This is a genomic window from Pseudomonas sp. RIT409 (assembly GCF_003052515.2).
Lineage (GTDB): Bacteria > Pseudomonadota > Gammaproteobacteria > Pseudomonadales > Pseudomonadaceae > Aquipseudomonas.
The window spans coordinates 289,491-304,957 of record NZ_QARE02000004.1; the positions used below are offsets into that span (position 1 = coordinate 289,491).

General features: G+C 63.3%; 18 protein-coding genes. 17 read left to right on the forward strand and 1 reads right to left on the reverse strand.

Going from position 1 to position 15,467, the window contains the following annotated elements; genetic code table 11:
- Positions 1-8 precede the first annotated feature (8 nt).
- Complete coding sequence (locus tag DBP26_RS07780; protein WP_108237294.1) at positions 9-476, reverse strand: TlpA disulfide reductase family protein; 468 nt, start codon at positions 474-476, stop codon at positions 9-11.
- A 102-nt stretch (positions 477-578) separates the two neighbouring features.
- Here DBP26_RS07780 and arsC point away from each other — a divergent pair, with 102 nt between their 5' ends.
- The 17 genes from arsC (at position 579) to DBP26_RS07865 (ending at position 15,286) form a co-directional block, all read left to right on the forward strand.
- Positions 579-932, forward strand: a complete 354-nt coding sequence (gene arsC, locus DBP26_RS07785) for an arsenate reductase (glutaredoxin) (protein ID WP_108237295.1) — start codon at positions 579-581, stop codon at positions 930-932.
- Positions 929-1,534: an NAD(P)H:quinone oxidoreductase gene (gene wrbA, locus DBP26_RS07790; protein WP_108237296.1), complete on the forward strand. Its 606-nt coding sequence runs from the start codon at positions 929-931 to the stop codon at positions 1,532-1,534. Before arsC ends, wrbA begins: the two co-directional genes overlap by 4 nt.
- Positions 1,527-1,940, forward strand: coding sequence for a DUF2069 domain-containing protein (locus DBP26_RS07795; RefSeq protein WP_108237297.1), 414 nt, complete (start codon positions 1,527-1,529; stop codon positions 1,938-1,940). The genes wrbA and DBP26_RS07795 overlap by 8 nt, the downstream gene beginning before the upstream one ends.
- A gap of 63 nt (positions 1,941-2,003) precedes the next feature.
- A complete protein-coding gene (locus DBP26_RS07800; protein WP_108237298.1) occupies positions 2,004-2,675 on the forward strand; it encodes a DNA-3-methyladenine glycosylase I in 672 nt (223 codons plus the stop codon).
- Between the two features lie 92 nt (positions 2,676-2,767).
- Positions 2,768-3,451, forward strand: a complete 684-nt coding sequence (locus DBP26_RS07805) for a GntR family transcriptional regulator (protein ID WP_256602001.1) — start codon at positions 2,768-2,770, stop codon at positions 3,449-3,451.
- 171 nt (positions 3,452-3,622) lie between these two features.
- Positions 3,623-4,573 (forward strand): 4-hydroxyproline epimerase, encoded by a 951-nt coding sequence (locus DBP26_RS07810; protein ID WP_108237300.1) that lies wholly within the window; start codon positions 3,623-3,625, stop codon positions 4,571-4,573.
- The gene (locus tag DBP26_RS07815) at positions 4,570-5,703 is read left to right on the forward strand and encodes an FAD-binding oxidoreductase (RefSeq protein WP_108237301.1); all 1,134 of its coding nucleotides are present in this window, start codon (positions 4,570-4,572) and stop codon (positions 5,701-5,703) included. Before DBP26_RS07810 ends, DBP26_RS07815 begins: the two co-directional genes overlap by 4 nt.
- Positions 5,696-5,932 (forward strand): (2Fe-2S)-binding protein, encoded by a 237-nt coding sequence (locus tag DBP26_RS07820; protein WP_108237302.1) that lies wholly within the window; start codon positions 5,696-5,698, stop codon positions 5,930-5,932. The genes DBP26_RS07815 and DBP26_RS07820 overlap by 8 nt, the downstream gene beginning before the upstream one ends.
- Entirely contained in the window at positions 5,929-7,209 is a 1,281-nt protein-coding gene (locus DBP26_RS07825) for an FAD/NAD(P)-binding oxidoreductase (protein ID WP_108576220.1), read from the forward strand. Before DBP26_RS07820 ends, DBP26_RS07825 begins: the two co-directional genes overlap by 4 nt.
- A 70-nt stretch (positions 7,210-7,279) precedes the next feature.
- Entirely contained in the window at positions 7,280-8,023 is a 744-nt protein-coding gene (locus DBP26_RS07830) for an AraC family transcriptional regulator (protein ID WP_108240048.1), read from the forward strand.
- A 305-nt stretch (positions 8,024-8,328) separates the two neighbouring features.
- Positions 8,329-9,108 (forward strand): transporter substrate-binding domain-containing protein, encoded by a 780-nt coding sequence (locus tag DBP26_RS07835; RefSeq protein ID WP_256602005.1) that lies wholly within the window; start codon positions 8,329-8,331, stop codon positions 9,106-9,108.
- An 83-nt stretch (positions 9,109-9,191) separates the two neighbouring features.
- Positions 9,192-10,961 carry an aconitase X gene (locus DBP26_RS07840; RefSeq protein WP_108240050.1) on the forward strand — a complete coding sequence of 590 codons (1,770 nt, stop codon included), beginning with the start codon at positions 9,192-9,194 and terminating at the stop codon, positions 10,959-10,961.
- Entirely contained in the window at positions 10,954-11,619 is a 666-nt protein-coding gene (locus tag DBP26_RS07845; protein WP_108240051.1) for an amino acid ABC transporter permease, read from the forward strand. Before DBP26_RS07840 ends, DBP26_RS07845 begins: the two co-directional genes overlap by 8 nt.
- 9 nt (positions 11,620-11,628) lie before the next feature.
- Entirely contained in the window at positions 11,629-12,279 is a 651-nt protein-coding gene (locus tag DBP26_RS07850; RefSeq protein ID WP_108240052.1) for an amino acid ABC transporter permease, read from the forward strand.
- Positions 12,272-12,994 (forward strand): amino acid ABC transporter ATP-binding protein, encoded by a 723-nt coding sequence (locus DBP26_RS07855; RefSeq protein WP_108240053.1) that lies wholly within the window; start codon positions 12,272-12,274, stop codon positions 12,992-12,994. Before DBP26_RS07850 ends, DBP26_RS07855 begins: the two co-directional genes overlap by 8 nt.
- A gap of 110 nt (positions 12,995-13,104) precedes the next feature.
- The gene (locus DBP26_RS07860) at positions 13,105-14,142 is read left to right on the forward strand and encodes a proline racemase family protein (protein ID WP_108240054.1); all 1,038 of its coding nucleotides are present in this window, start codon (positions 13,105-13,107) and stop codon (positions 14,140-14,142) included.
- 226 nt (positions 14,143-14,368) lie between these two features.
- A complete protein-coding gene (locus DBP26_RS07865; protein WP_108240055.1) occupies positions 14,369-15,286 on the forward strand; it encodes a dihydrodipicolinate synthase family protein in 918 nt (305 codons plus the stop codon).
- The last annotated feature ends 181 nt before the right edge of the window (positions 15,287-15,467 follow it).

The following is a 15,467-nucleotide window of genomic DNA, read 5'->3' on the forward strand; positions in this document are numbered from 1 at the left end:
CGAGGGACTCAACCCTTGCCTTTGAGCTCAGCCAGTTTCTGCGCCACGCCTGCTGCGGTCTGCTCCCCCATCAGTTGTTCACGCACCTTGCCCTTGTCGTCGATGATGTAAGTCACGGGCAATGCTTCGCTCTTGGGCAGGTCGTATTGCTCGGCGGGGTCCTGGGCCAACACGGTGAACTTGATGCCCAGCGCGTTGGCAGCGCTTTTCAGGTCTTCGCCCTGCAGGTTATCGAAATTGACCCCGAACACGCTGACGTTCTGCCCTTGCGTCTGCTCGGCCAACGCATTCAATTCGGGGATTTCCGTTCGGCAGGGCCCGCACCATTCCGCCCAGTAGTTGATGACCAGCCAGTGTTTGTCCACCCGGTCGCTGGCGACCTTCTGACCGTTCTGGTCGGTGCCCAGATCCACCCCGCACCCACTGAGCAACATACTGCCGAAAAGCACTACCGCTGCTGCCAACCGCCTTGCCATGATGCATGTTCCTTTCGAAGAAAACCCGATGCAGGCGCTCGCTTGGCCTTTACCGTCACCGCTGTAGAATAGCCGCCACCTCATGAAAGATGCGACCTGCAAATGACCGATCTGACGCTTTATCACAACCCGCGCTGCTCCAAGTCACGTGGCGCGCTGGAATTGCTCGAAGCGCGCGGGCTGGCTCCGACCATCGTCCGCTACCTGGAAACCCCACCGAGCGCCGCCGAGCTGTCGAATCTGCTCGGCAAGCTCGGTATCGCTGCCCGCGATCTGCTGCGCACCGGCGAAGACGAGTACAAGACGCTCAACCTGGCCGATGCGGGTCTCGACGAGGCCGCACTGATCGAGGCCATGGTAAGCCACCCCAAGCTGATCGAGCGCCCGATCCTGATCGTCGGTGACAAGGCAGTGATCGGCCGGCCGCCCGAAAGAATCCTGGAGATTCTGCCGTGAGCGCGCCTTATATTCTGGTGTTGTTCTACAGCCGCAACGGCTCGACCGGCGAGATGGCCCGACAGATCGCCCGTGGCGTGGAAATGGCGGGCATGGAAGCGCGTCTGCGCACGGTCCCGGCGGTTTCGAGTGACTGTGAGGCGGTGGCCCCAAGCATTCCTGACACCGGTGCGCCGTACGCGACCCTGGATGACTTGAAGAACTGTTCAGGCCTGGCTCTGGGCAGCCCGACCCGTTTTGGCAACATGGCCGCGCCGTTGAAATACTTTCTCGACGGCACCAGCAACCTGTGGCTGACCGGCGCATTGGTAGGCAAGCCCGCCAGCGTATTCACCTCCACCGCCAGTTTGCACGGAGGTCAGGAAACCACCTTGATGTCCATGCTCCTGCCGCTGTTGCACCACGGCATGCTGATCACCGGCCTGCCCTACAGCGAGGCGGCACTGGTCGAAACCCGTGGCGGCGGCACGCCCTATGGGGCCAGCCATCACGCCGGTGCTGACGGCAAACGGCCGCTGGATCAGCACGAGACCACCTTGTGTCGTGCACTCGGCCAGCGTCTGGCGAAAACCGCGCAGTTGTTGGCCCCATCGCGTGGCTGAAAAGCCCGGGCGACGGCCCCCACTGGAATGGTTGGAACCCCGGCTGCGCTGGAGCCGGGCAGCTGCCTTGCTGTGTTTTTTTGCGTTGATTGCGCTGCTGTGCCTGTACTATCTGGGTTTCGCCGACCTTCACGGCGCCCGGCCGTGGGTCATTCTGTCGATCGAACTGGTGCCTTTGCTGCTGCTCGCACCGGGCATGCTGACCGCCAGCGCGCGTGGGCACGCCTGGATGTGTTTCGTGGTGAACCTGTATTTCATCAAGGGCGCACTGGCCGCGTTCGACCCGGGCCGCGCCCTGTTCGGCGTGCTGGAAATGCTGGCGAGCCTGGCTGTGTTCGTGAGCGCCCTGCTGTATGCGCGCTGGCGGTTTCAGTACCAGCGCACACGATCGGAACGGCAGGCGTGAGCTTGCGCGCGCCTGTACAACCTCGCACTTCAAACCCCTATCAAGATTCTCCCTGGAGAGGGCATGCAAGACTACAAATGGCTCCATGAATACTGCCTCAACCGTTTCGGCTCCGCCGCCGCGCTCGACGCCCACCTGCCTGAACCCGCCACCCCCACACAGCTCAAAGCGCTCAGCGACGACCGTTACTTGTCGACGCTGGCACTGCGGGTGTTCCGCGCGGGCTTGAAGCACAGCGTCGTCGACGCCAAATGGCCGGCGTTCGAGCAGGTGTTCTTCGGCTTCGACCCGCAGAAGGTCACGCTGATGGGCGCGGACCATATCGAGCGCCTCATGCAGGATGAACGCATCATCCGCCATCTGGGCAAATTGAAAAGCGTGCCGCGCAATGCCCAGATGATCCTCGATATCACCCAGGCACACGGCAGCTTTGGCCAGTTCATCGCCGATTGGCCAGTGACCGATATCGTCGGCCTGTGGCGCTACCTGGCCAAGCACGGCAATCAGTTGGGTGGGCTGTCGGCACCGCGCTTTCTGAGAATGGTGGGCAAGGACACGTTCATCCCCAGCGACGACGTAGTGGCCGCGCTCAACGCGCAAAACATCGTCGACAAGGTGCCGACCAGCCAGCGCGATCAGGCAGCGGTGCAGGCAGCGTTCAACCAATGGCACGCCGAAAGCGGCCGACCGCTTTGCCAGTTGTCGATGATGCTGGCCTACACGACCAACCACTGATCTTTTTTTCACCCGACCGCATTGGCACGGCGCGTAACAAATTGGAGGTCGTATACAATATCCGGCATCCGCCCACAGCCCGAGTCCTGCGCGTGCCCTTTCTCCTCCCTGACGCACCCAACCTCGGCGTCGCCCCGTCGGCGTCCGAGGTCATTGCCAAATTTCTCCGCGAGTCGATCATTTCCGGCCAGTTCGCCGAAGACGAACCCATTCGGCAGGACGACATTGCACGCGTGTTCAATGTAAGCAAGATTCCGGTGCGCGAAGCCTTGAAACGGCTGGAAGCCGAGGGCCTGGTGCAATTCCAGCGCAACAAGGGCGCGGTGGTCACGCGCATTTCCGAGCCGGAGCTGGCGCAGATTTTCGAAGTACGGGTGCTGTTGGAGGTCCAGGCGATTCGCTTGGCCGTGCCGCGCTTGACCCAGGCCCAGCTTGACCGAGCCAGGGCCATCTGTGACGAGTTCGTCGGCGATGACGACATCGGCCGCTGGGCTGAGCTGAACTGGGCTTTCCATACGTGCCTCTACGAAGCCGCGCAGCGCCCGTTTCTGCTGAACATGATCCGCTCGATTCACGACAAGGTGGAACGCTATCTGCGGGTGCAGATGAGTTTTGACGAGGGCAAGGAACGCGCCGACCAAGAGCACCGTGAAATCCTCAAGGCCTGTGCCGATCGTGACGTGGAGACCGCCGCCGAACTCATCGAACATCACATCATCGGCGTCTGCCGAGCGCTCTATGCGCATCTGCCCCACGCCGAGATCAGCGAAATCTGACCGCTCGGGCACTGTGCCGATTTCGTCATCGCCGAGGGCGAAATCGGTCAAGACCCGTTATCCCGTTCCCGCCAATCTGTTGCCGGTCGTCAACGACTGTCGCCGATCCAGCGCATTGTCCGTATCCGGGGCGCGCAGCGATTCGCGCAACTCACTGGCAGGGGGTAGCACATGAAACGCATCCAGATCCTCGACTCCCACACCGGCGGCGAACCCACTCGTCTGGTGCTGGATGGCTTTCCCGACCTCGGCCACGGCAGCATGGCGGAGCGGCGACAGCTGTTGGCCGATGCCTATGACGACTGGCGCGCGGCCACGGTCCTCGAGCCTCGCGGCAGCGACGTGCTGGTGGGTGCGCTGTTGTGCGAGCCTGTCGATCCCCAGTGCTGTGCCGGGGTGATCTTCTTCAATAACTCGGGGTATCTGGGCATGTGCGGCCACGGCACGATCGGCCTGGTGGTGTCACTGGCACATCTGGGCAGGATCGGACCAGGGGTCCACCGCATCGAAACTCCGGTGGGTACCGTCCAGGCGACCCTGCATGAAGACCGTTCGGTCAGCGTCGACAACGTCCCGTCCTATCGCTATCGCAAGAGCTTCATCGTTGACGTGCCGGGCGTGGGCAGCGTGACCGGCGACATTGCCTGGGGCGGCAACTGGTTCTTCCTCATTGCCGACCATGGCCTGAGCGTGTCGAGCGATCACCTCGACGCACTGACCGACTACACCTGGAAAGTCCGTCAGGCGCTGGAGAGCCAGGGCGTTCGGGGTGAAGACGGCGGCATTATCGATCACATCGAACTGTTCGCCGATGACGATCAGGCTGACAGCCGCAACTTCGTCCTGTGCCCCGGCAAAGCCTACGACCGCTCACCCTGCGGCACCGGCACCAGCGCCAAACTGGCTTGCCTGGCCGCAGACGGCAAGCTGGAGCCGGGCGCCGTCTGGCAACAGGCAAGCGTCATCGGCAGCCAGTTCGAGGGCAGTTTCAAGTGGCAACATGGCGAACGGCAGTTGGGCGACCGCATCGTCCCTACGATCCGCGGGCGAGCCTACATCAGCGCTGAAGCGACCTTGCTGTTGGACGATGCCGACCCGTTCGCCTGGGGCATTCGCCTTTGATCGAGGGCAAGGCGGCCGACGTGATCGTGATCGGCGGCGGGATCATCGGGGCCGCTTGCGCGGACGAACTGGCTCGCCACGGCGTCAACGTGCTGGTGCTCGATTGCCAGCGCCCGGCCGCGACGGCGGCGGGGATGGGCCATCTGGTAGTGCTGGACCACAGCCCGGCCGAACTGGCCTTGGGGAATTACTCCGTCGGGCTGTGGCGCGAGCTGGCGCCGCACATGCCCGATGACTGCGCCCTGCGCACCAACGGTACGTTATGGCTGGCCTGCAACGATCAGGAAATGGTCGAGGCCGAGCGTAAACACGCGGCGTTGAACGAATACGGCATGGCGTGCGAGTTGCTGACCGGCGCCGAGGTGGCGGACGCTGAGCCCGCGCTGCGTCCAGGACTTGCGGGCGCGCTGAGGGTCGCGGGCGACGGGATACTCTACGCACCGAATGCGGCGCGCTGGCTGTTGCAACGCCAGCCCCGTCAGGTGCGACAGCAGCGGGCGGAGGTGGTGGACGTCCAGGGGCCTCGCGTACGGCTGGCGGACGGCCAATGGCTGCAAGCCGACGCCGTGGTGCTGGCCAACGGCATCCACGCCAGGACGCTGTGCCCTGAGTTGCCACTGGAACCGAAAAAAGGTCATCTGTTGATCACTGACCGCTACCCGGCCCGGATCACCCACACCCTCGTCGAACTGGGCTATGTCACCAGCGCGCATCAAGGCAAGGGCCCGTCGGTGGCGTTCAACGTCCAGCAGCGTCCCACCGGGCAACTGTTCGTCGGCTCATCCCGGCAGTTCGATCAAGATGACGCGGCCATCGATGCCGCGATGTTGGGCCGGATGCTGCGGCGTGCCATGGAATTTCTGCCGGACCTGGGAACCCTGAACGGCATCCGCAGTTGGACGGGCTTGCGTGCTGCCAGCCCGGACGGGCAGCCCCTGATCGGGGAACATCCCGCGCAACCCGGCCTGTGGCTGGCCGTGGGGCATGAAGGGCTGGGGGTGACCACCGCCACGGGGACGGCCCGTCTGCTGGCTGCGCAATTGCTGCGCGCGCCGCTGCCCGAACCCCTTCAGGCGCACCTGAACGCCTTTTTGCCGCAACGCTTCATTGGAGCCTCCGCCCATGCCTGAGCTGAATATCGATGGTCAGCCGGTTCGTTTCAGCCCCGGCACTACGGTGGCGGCCGCCTTGATGTCCAGTGGCGACCGTTGCGCCCGTACATCGGTGAGCGGGCTGCGGCGTGCGCCGCTGTGCGGGATGGGCATCTGTCAGGAATGCCGTGTCAACATCGACGGCCTGCGCCGGTTGGCCTGCCAGACGCTGTGCCGTGAGGGCATGCAGGTGGAGACACGCTCATGAGTGACAGCGTCGACCTGCTGATCGTCGGCGCCGGCCCCGCCGGAATGGCTGCAGCCCTGGCAGCGGCCCCCAGCGGCATGCGCATCGCGATCCTCGACGACAACTCACAGCCCGGCGGGCAGATATGGCGAGACGGCTCGCAGGCGCGGCTACCGGCGCAGGCCATTGCGATGCGCGCCGCGCTGGCTCGGTACCCCCATGTTCAGGTGCACAGTAGCACCCGGGTCGTGGCGCTGACGGGCCCCAGGCAGGTGCTGCTGGAAAACGCCGAACGTGGCTGGGTGTTGAAATACGATGCGTTGATCCTGTGCACCGGCGCCCGCGAGCGGCTGCTGCCCTTTCCGGGCTGGACGCTGCCCGGCGTCACCGGCGCAGGCGGCCTGCAAGCCTTGATCAAGGGTGGCTTGCCGGTGGCGGGCGAGCGCGTCGTCATCGCGGGAAGTGGTCCGTTATTGTTGGCCACGGCAGCCACCGCCAGCCAGCACGGCGCCGTGGTCGTGCGCATCGCCGAACAGGCGGCTCTGAGCGCGGTCAGCCGATTCGCGGCAGGTCTGTGGCGATGGCCGAACAAGGCGGCTCAAGCCTTGACGCTGAGCAGTACCCGCTACCGGACGTCCGCCTATGTCATTGCCGCCGTGGGCTCGGACCGGCTTGAGTCGGTGCGAATCCAGGCGGGAACCAGCGTCCAGGAAATCCGCTGCGACCGCCTGGCCTGCGGCTTCGGGCTGGTGCCCAACGTTGAGATCGCTGCCGCCCTGGGCTGTCGCATCGAACAGCAGGCGGTCGCGGTGGACGCCTGGCAGACCACCAGCGTCGCAGGCCTGTACGCAGCAGGAGAATGCACCGGTTTCGGCGGCAGTGAGCTGGCCCTGATCGAGGGGCGGATCGCAGGGTTGGTCGCCAGCGGCCAGAAGGACGAAGCGCAGGCCTGCTGGTCGCAGCGTCAGCGTTGGCAACGCTTCGCCGACACCTTGAACCGCGCATTTTCACTCACGCCAGCCGTGAGACACCTGGCCGCGGCGGACACACTGGTCTGTCGCTGCGAAGACGTGCCCTACTTGGCCCTGGCGCCTCACGGCGACTGGACGAGCGCTAAGCTGAACACCCGCTGCGGCATGGGCGCGTGCCAAGGCCGAATCTGCGCCACGGCTGCCCAGACGTTATTCGGCTGGGAAGCCCCATGCCCACGGCCGCCCTTCAGCCCGGCGCGCATCGCGACATTGGCGTGTCTCGACGACGCCGACGGTTCCAGCGCTGCGCCTTCCTGTATCGGCTGATTCGGAGCAGACGCGCGGGGCTAGAATCCGGCATCATCGGCGATGTCTCTCGATGCCCTGCGGCGCCTAAATGCTCGACTTGATTCCCACTTCCCCCCTCGACAGCCTCGACCAGTTGCTGAGCAGCCTGGAACGGGTTGCACCGCTGTTCGACGCGATCCCCGGCGTGGTGTTCTTCGTCAAAGACACGCAGGCGCGGTACGCGCTGGTCAATCAGACGCTGGTGCAACGCTGCGGCTGCAAGGAGAAGCGCCAACTGGTCGGGCGCACCGCAGAGGACGTATTCCCGGCCAGATTCGGGCCGCTGTACACCGCCCAGGACCGACGCGTCCTGGCTGACGGCAGGCAACTGAGCGACCAACTGGAACTGCACCTTTATTACGGCAACCGGCCTGTCTGGTGCTTGACGCACAAGATTGCCCTGCGCGACAGCCGGGGCACTATCATCGGCCTGGCGGGCATATCGCGCGACTTGCAGACCCTGCACTCACACCCCGCCTACCAGAAACTGGCCGAAGTCGATGGCTACATTCGCGAGCATTTCGCCCGCCCGATCACCCTGGAAGAACTGACGGCAATCGCCGGGCTTTCCGTCGCGCAACTGGAGCGCTACTGCAAGAAAATTTTTCAGCTCACCCCTCGGCAGATGATCCACAAAGCGCGCTTGGGTGAAGCCTCTCGGCTGCTGCGTGAACACCTCTCGATCACTGAGGTGGCGTTACGTTGCGGCTATACGGACCACAGCGCCTTCAGTCGCCAGTTCCGGGCTCTGACCGGCGTTTCACCGAGCCAATACCGCGAGTCCCAACAGTAACGGCTAGGCCTGCTGCTCCCCCCCGCCCTGGCGTCGGCCCTCATCAGCAGAACCGTCCGGGCCGTGCCTCGATAGAGCATCGCCCTGCTTTTTTGCTCCCTTATGTAACACCGCCACCCGATCCGCCGGACGCCCGCGTCCCGTAACCCACTGATCCTCCGACTGAATTGCGACGAGGGCCAAAGAGGCACGCCCCATGCATAGAAAATATCGTATACGAAATCACTTATCCGGCTGTTTCCTTACGTGCATCCACCGAGGCATCTATGAAAAAGCATGCTGTTGCAGTAGCCCTCCTCGCCGTCATGAGTTCGTCCTTCATCAATGCAGCCTTGGCCGACAAGCTCGATGACATCATCGACTCCGGCAAACTCCGCTGCGCCGTGACACTGGATTTTCCGCCGATGGGCTCGCGGGATGACAAGAACAACCCGGTCGGATTCGACGTCGATTACTGCAACGACCTGGCGAAAGTGCTGGGCGTCACCGCCGAAGTGGTGGAGACACCGTTCCCTGACCGGATTCCGGCCCTGGTCTCCGGGCGTGCCGATGTCATCGTCGCCTCCACCTCCGACACCCTGGAGCGGGCCAAAACGGTAGCCATGACGATCCCTTACTTCGCCTTTCAGATGGTCGTGCTGACCCGCGACAACACCGGCATCGGTAAATACGAGGACCTTAAAGGCAAAAACGTCGGCAACACCAGTGGCACTTACGAGGCGATCGCCCTGGAGAAGGACCAGAAGGCCTGGGGCACCGGCAGCTTCCGCGCTTATCAGACCCAGAACGACACCATACTGGCGGTTGCGCAAGGCCATATCGATGCGACGGTCGTGACCAACACCGTTGCGGCCGCGACACTCAAATCCGGCAAGTACAAGGGGCTGAAAGTCGCCGGTAACGCGCCTTACGTCATCGATTACGTGTCCCTGGCCGCCAAGCGCAACGAGTACGGCTTGATCCATTACCTGAACCTGTTCGTCAACCAGCAAGTGCGCACCGGCCGCTACGAAGAATTGTGGAAGAAGTGGGTGGGCGATGACATCAAGCCCGCAAACCTGACGGTGCCAGGTGTGTATTACTGAGTCCCGTTAAACCCTGGCGTCGATCAGCCGGGCCGATGTCGCCTGTCGGCGTGACGCATGAAGCTCTCATTCAGGAATCCACGATGTCTGAAGTGTCTTTGAACGGGCGTTGTCTGGTCTCAGGCAGCGCCCAGGGCGAGCTGTTGTATGCCGATGTCGCCTTGAGCTTCTGGGGCGGCGTCGAGCCCTTCACCGGTGAGGTGATCGACCGCCACCACCCCCTCAGCGGCCAGTTCATCACGGGCAAGGTGCTGGCGATTCCCAGCGGGCGCGGGTCGTGCACGGGCAGCAGCGTGCTGCTGGAATTGATCCTCAACGGGCACGCCCCGGCCGCTCTGGTGTTCGAGCGCGTCGAGGACATACTCACGCTAGGCGTCATGGTGGCCGAGCAGATGTTTGGTCAATCGATCCCGGTGGTCAGCCTCGGCGAGGCAGGCTTCACGGCGCTGCGCGAGGCCAGCTTCGTGCGGATCGAGCACAGTCGGGTGACCGCGTTCGATGCGCCGCCTCCGGCGCTGCCGCCAACCCGACGGGTCCAGAACACCGCGTCATCTCCTGCCATCACCCTCACCGAAATGGATCGGGCGTTTCTGGATGGCGCGTATGGCAAGGCTGCGCAAGTGGCAATGGGCATCATCCTGCGCATGGCCGAACTGCAAGGCGCCACGCAGTTGCTCGACATCACGCAGGCGCATATCGACGGCTGCATCTACACCGGCCCGGCTAGCTTGCGCTTCGCCCGGCAACTGGTGGATTGGAACGCCAGGGTGCGGGTCCCGACCACCCTCAATTCGATCTCCGTGGACAAGCGACGCTGGCGGGCACTCGGCGTCGATCCGGCCTTGGGCGAGCCAGCCAGTCAGTTGGGCGATGCCTATCTGGACATGGGCGCGCGGGTCAGTTTCACCTGCGCGCCGTATTTGCTGGACAGCGCGCCAGAGCTGGGCGAGCAGATTGTCTGGGCCGAGTCCAACGCGGTGGTCTACGCCAACAGCGTGATCGGCGCGCGCACCTTGAAATACCCCGATTACCTGGACATCTGCATTGCCCTGACGGGACGGGCGCCAAAGGTCGGTTGTCACCTGACCGAGCAACGCCTGGCCACCCTGCGCATCGATGTGCCCGAGGTCGGTGTGCTGGACGATAGTTTTTATCCGCTGCTCGGCTACCACGTCGGGCTGCTCAGCGGCGCAGCCATCCCCGTGGTCTGCGGCCTGGAAAACCAAGCGCCGACGCTCGATGACCTGAAGGCCTTCGGTGCGGCCTTCGCGACCACGTCCGCCGCCCCGATGTTTCATATCGCCGGTGTCACCCCGGAAGCAACCACCGCTGAACTGGCCCTCGGGGGGCATTCTCCCGAAAAAAGGCTGGTGATCAGCGCGCTGGCGTTGCTGCACAGTTGGAGGGAGCTGAACAGCGCGCAGAGCCCTGAAGTCGATGCCGTCACGCTGGGCAATCCGCATTTTTCCCTGAGCGAATGCGCGACCCTGGCCGATCTTTGCCAGGGACGGCGCAAGCACGATGACGTGACGGTGGTCATCACCTGTGGTCGCGCCACGTTGGAGGCGGCGCTGTTGGCCGGGCACGTCGAGACGCTGGAAGATTTCGGCGTGCAGTTCGTGACCGATACCTGCTGGTGCATGCTGGGCGAGCCGGTCATTCCGCCGACCGCACGCAACCTGATGACCAACTCGGGGAAATACGCCCATTACGCTCCGGGGCTCGTGGGGCGTCGCGTGCATTTCGCCAGCCTGGCCGAATGCGTCGACAGCGCCTGCACCGGCTTTGCCAGCGCGAAGCTGCCGCCATGGCTGCGGGGCGCCGAACGCGCGGAGGCGACGCCGCATGTTTGACTACACCTTTCACTGGCGTGCCGCATTCAAAGCGCTGCCTGACATGCTCAACGGCGCGCTGGTGACCTTCCAGACGGCTGCGCTGTCGATGATCCTCGGGGTGACCATCGCGCTGTTTCTGGTCTTCATGCGCCAAGGCAGCAACCCTGTGCTGCGCGGGTTCGCGGCGGCCTGGATCTCCATTGCGCGCAATACCCCGTCGCTGTTTCAGGTGTACATCCTCTACTTCGGCCTGGGCTCGTTCGGCGTGCACGTCAGCTCGTGGGTCGCTCTGCTCGCCGGGATCACCCTGAATAACGCGGGCTACCTGGCGGAAAACTTCCGAGGCGGTCTCAAGGCCGTGCCTGACACCCAACTGCGTGCCGCCCGCTCGCTGGGGATGAACGCCTGGCAGGCGTATCGGCTGGTCGTGATTCCACAACTGCTGCGCGTGGTGTTCTACCCGTTGACCAACCAGATGGTCTGGGCGGTGCTGATGACGTCCATGGGGGTCATCGTCGGCTTGAACAATGACCTCACGGGCGTCACCCAGGACTACAACGTCAAGACGTTCCGCACCTTCGAGTTCTTCGCCATTGCCGCCGTGCTTTATTACCTGATCGCCAAACTGATCGTGGCCGTTGCGCGGCTGCTGTCGTGGCGTCTGTTCCGGTACTGAGGAGTGGCCATGTTCAACAGCACATTCAGCTGGAACGACTTGCAGTTCATGCTTCAGGGGGCATGGGTCACCCTGGCGCTGACGATCGTGTCGATGATCATCGGCACCCTCGCCGGCGTGGTGTGCGGCATGGCCCGTGCGCTGTTGCCACGCAGCACCATTGCGTTGGCCTGGGTGCTCGATGTGTTTCGCAGCGTGCCCCTGCTGATCCAGTTCGTTCTATTCAACGCGCTGAAAAGCATCGCCGGGCTCAACTGGAGTGCCTTCACGGTGGCCTGCATCGTATTGGGCCTTTACGTCACAGCGTACTGCACCGAGATCGTCCGCAGCGGTGTGTTGTCGGTACCGCTCAGCCTGCGCCGCGCCAGCCGCTCGCTCGGCTTGAGTTACTGGCAGGACCTGCGCCGGATCGTCATGCCCATGGCGACCCGGGTCGCCTTTCCCGGCTGGGTCAACCTGCTGCTCTCAGTAATGAAAGACACCGCCCTGGTGATGTGGATCGGCATCGTCGAACTGCTGCGCGCGTCGCAGACCATCGTCACGCGTATTCAAGAACCCCTGCTGGTGCTGTGCATCGCGGGTCTCATTTATTACGTCATGAGCCTGGTGATTGCCCGGCTCGGCGCCCGGCTGGAAGCAAGGTGGCAAGAACATGATTGAGATCGACAACGTTCACAAATCCTTCGGCACCCTGGAAGTCATCAAAGGCGTGAGCCTGCAAGTGGAAAAAGGCGAAGTGGTGTCGATCATCGGCGGCTCGGGTTCGGGCAAATCGACCTTGCTGATGTGCATCAACGGTCTGGAGTCGATCAAGAGCGGCAGCATCCGCGTCGACGGCACCGAAGTGCACGCCAAGGGGACCGATCTGAACAAGCTGCGCCAGAAGATCGGCATCGTGTTTCAGCAATGGAACGCGTTTCCCCACCTGACGGTGCTGGAGAACGTGATGCTGGCGCCGCGCACCGTGCTGGGCAGGAGCAAAGAGGAAGCCGAGGCGCTGGCGGTCAGCCAGCTTCGCCATGTAGGGCTGGGCGATAAGCTCAAAGTGTTTCCCGGCAAGCTTTCAGGCGGCCAGCAACAGCGCATGGCCATTGCCCGGGCGCTGGCCATGTCGCCCGATTACATGCTCTTCGACGAAGCGACATCGGCCCTGGATCCGCAATTGGTGGGCGAGGTGCTGGACACCATGCGCATGCTCGCCGAAGACGGCATGACCATGATCCTGGTGACCCACGAAATCCGCTTTGCCCGGGACGTGTCCGACCGTGTGGCCTTTTTCCGCAACGGACTGGTGCATGAAATCGGTACACCGGATCAGGTGATCGGCCATCCGCAGCGGCCGGAGACGGCGGATTTTCTGAAGTCGATCAATTGAAGGAGCCGGGCGCCGTGCAAGCCAGGCAGTTTCATGCGGGGGTGTGTCGTTTGAATGTTCAGTGTTTGTGTATTCCCCCAACGACATCTTTGACAGGAGGGCTTTGAAGCATGCGCTCATCGAAAGTGATTCACGTGGTCAGTTGTCACGCGGAGGGAGAGGTCGGCGACGTGATCGTCGGTGGCGTCGCACCACCGCCGGGCGACACGATTTGGGCGCAGTCGCGCTGGATCGAGAAGGACAATGTCCTGCGCAATTTCATGCTCAACGAGCCTCGCGGCGGGGTGTTCCGGCACGTCAACCTGCTGGTACCGCCCAAACATCCCCAGGCGCAGATGGGCTGGATCATCATGGAACCGGCGGATGTCCCGCCGATGTCCGGCTCGAACTCGCTGTGCGTCGCCACCGTGCTGCTCGAGAGCGGCATCCTGGCGATGACCGAGCCGCAGACCCGACTGGTCCTGGAAGCGCCGGGGGGCCTGATCGAGGCCATTGCCCAATGCCGCGACGGCAAGGTGGAGCGCGTCGAAGTGCACAATCACCCCTCCTTCGCCGACCGCCTGGATGCCTGGATCGAAGTGCCGGGCCTTGGGTCGATTCAGGTCGACACCGCCTACGGCGGAGACAGCTTTGCCATCGTCGACGCCACGACACTGGGCTTCTCGCTGACCGCCGACGAAGCGAAGGATCTGGTCGAAACGGGCTTGAAGATAACCCTGGCGGCCAACGAACAGTTGGGCTTCACCCATCCACTCAACCCGGACTGGAACCACATTTCCTTCTGCCAGATCGCCGCGCCGGTGAGCCGAGCCGGTGGCATCGCTCATGCCGCCAATGCGGTGGTGATTCGTCCCGGCAAGATCGACCGCTCGCCCTGTGGCACCGGGTGTTCGGCGCGCCTGGCGGTGCTTCACGCCAAGGGCCAACTGCAAGTCGGCGAACCCTTTATTGGCCGCTCGATCATCGGCTCGGAATTTCATTGCAAGATTGAGCGCATAACGGACGTCGCGGGGCGGCCAGCCATCGTGCCGAGCCTGTCAGGGCGTGCGTGGATCACCGGTACGCATCAGCACATGCTCGATCCGAGCGACCCTTGGCCTGAGGGCTACAAGCTCACGGATACCTGGCCGGTAGGGTTGGAGTTGTAACCGAAGGGCGACGCCATGCCTGTCGGAGGGTGGCTGGCTCACGATCGGGCGCGCAGCGGCGACCCGCGACCTGCGCCCCGCCTGCTGCATCGCGGTGGCGGAGTCCACGCTGCTGCGCAGCGGACCAAGGGCTAGCAGCCTTGCGACAAGGAGCACGTTTCACCGGGCGACATTTGCCCAAACCAGAACGTATACGAAATACATTTAATCCAAACAGGAGTCACTCATGAATCAATCCGTATCCTGGAGCGGCGTTTTTCCGGCCGTCACCACGCAGTTTCGCGAAGACTTTTCAGTGGATGTGGAAGCCACGCACACGGTCATCTCTAATCTGGTACGCGATGGTGTGTCGGGGTTGGTTATCTGCGGCACGGTGGGCGAAAACACCTCGCTCAGCGTGGCCGAGAAAATCAGCCTCGTCGAAGCCGCCAAAGATGCAGCCGCAGGCCGTGTGCCGGTGATTTCCGGCATCGCGGAATTCACCAGCGCCCATGCCTGCGCCGTGGCCAATGAGGTCAAGAAAGCAGGGGCGGACGGCATTATGTTGATGCCTGCGCTGGTGTATTCCTCGAAACCCTTCGAAACCGCCGCGCATTTTCGGACGGTGGCCTCGGCCTGCGATCTGCCCATGATGGTTTACAACAATCCGCCCATTTATAAGAACGACGTCACGCCAGACATCCTGATCTCCTTGGCCGACTGCGACAACGTGGTCTGCTTCAAGGATTCGTCGGGCAACACCAACCGTTTCATCGACGTACGCAATGAAGTCGGCGACCGTTTCGTGTTGTTCGCCGGTCTGGACGACGTATTGGTCGAAAGCGTGGCCGTAGGGGCGGTGGGCTGGGTCTCGGGGATGTCCAACGCCTTCCCGAAAGAGGGTGAAACGCTTTTCCGGCTGGCCAAGGCAGGACGGTTTGCGGAGGCGATGGCGCTCTATGAGTGGTTCATGCCGCTGTTGCACCTGGATGCGCGTCCGGATCTGGTGCAGTGCATCAAACTCTGCGAGGCCATCATGCAGCGCGGCAGCGCCCTCACCCGTCCACCGCGCCTGGCGCTGCCAGACAGTGACCGGGTTTATGTGGAGGCGCTGATGAAGGCAGCGCTGGCGAGCAAGCCGGTGCTGCCGGATGTGGGGTTGTGATCGGAAAAACCCGATCAACCCATGCCTGAATCCAACGACACTTTGCTCTTTGCTCTTTGCTCTTTGCTCTTTGCTCTTGCTCTTCCTACACAAACAGGCCAGCCACCGCCGAACGCGACTTGGGTGCAGGCTGAGCGGAGGTGGCGTGGAGTGGGTTGAGCGGCCGGGAGCCGCGAAAGCC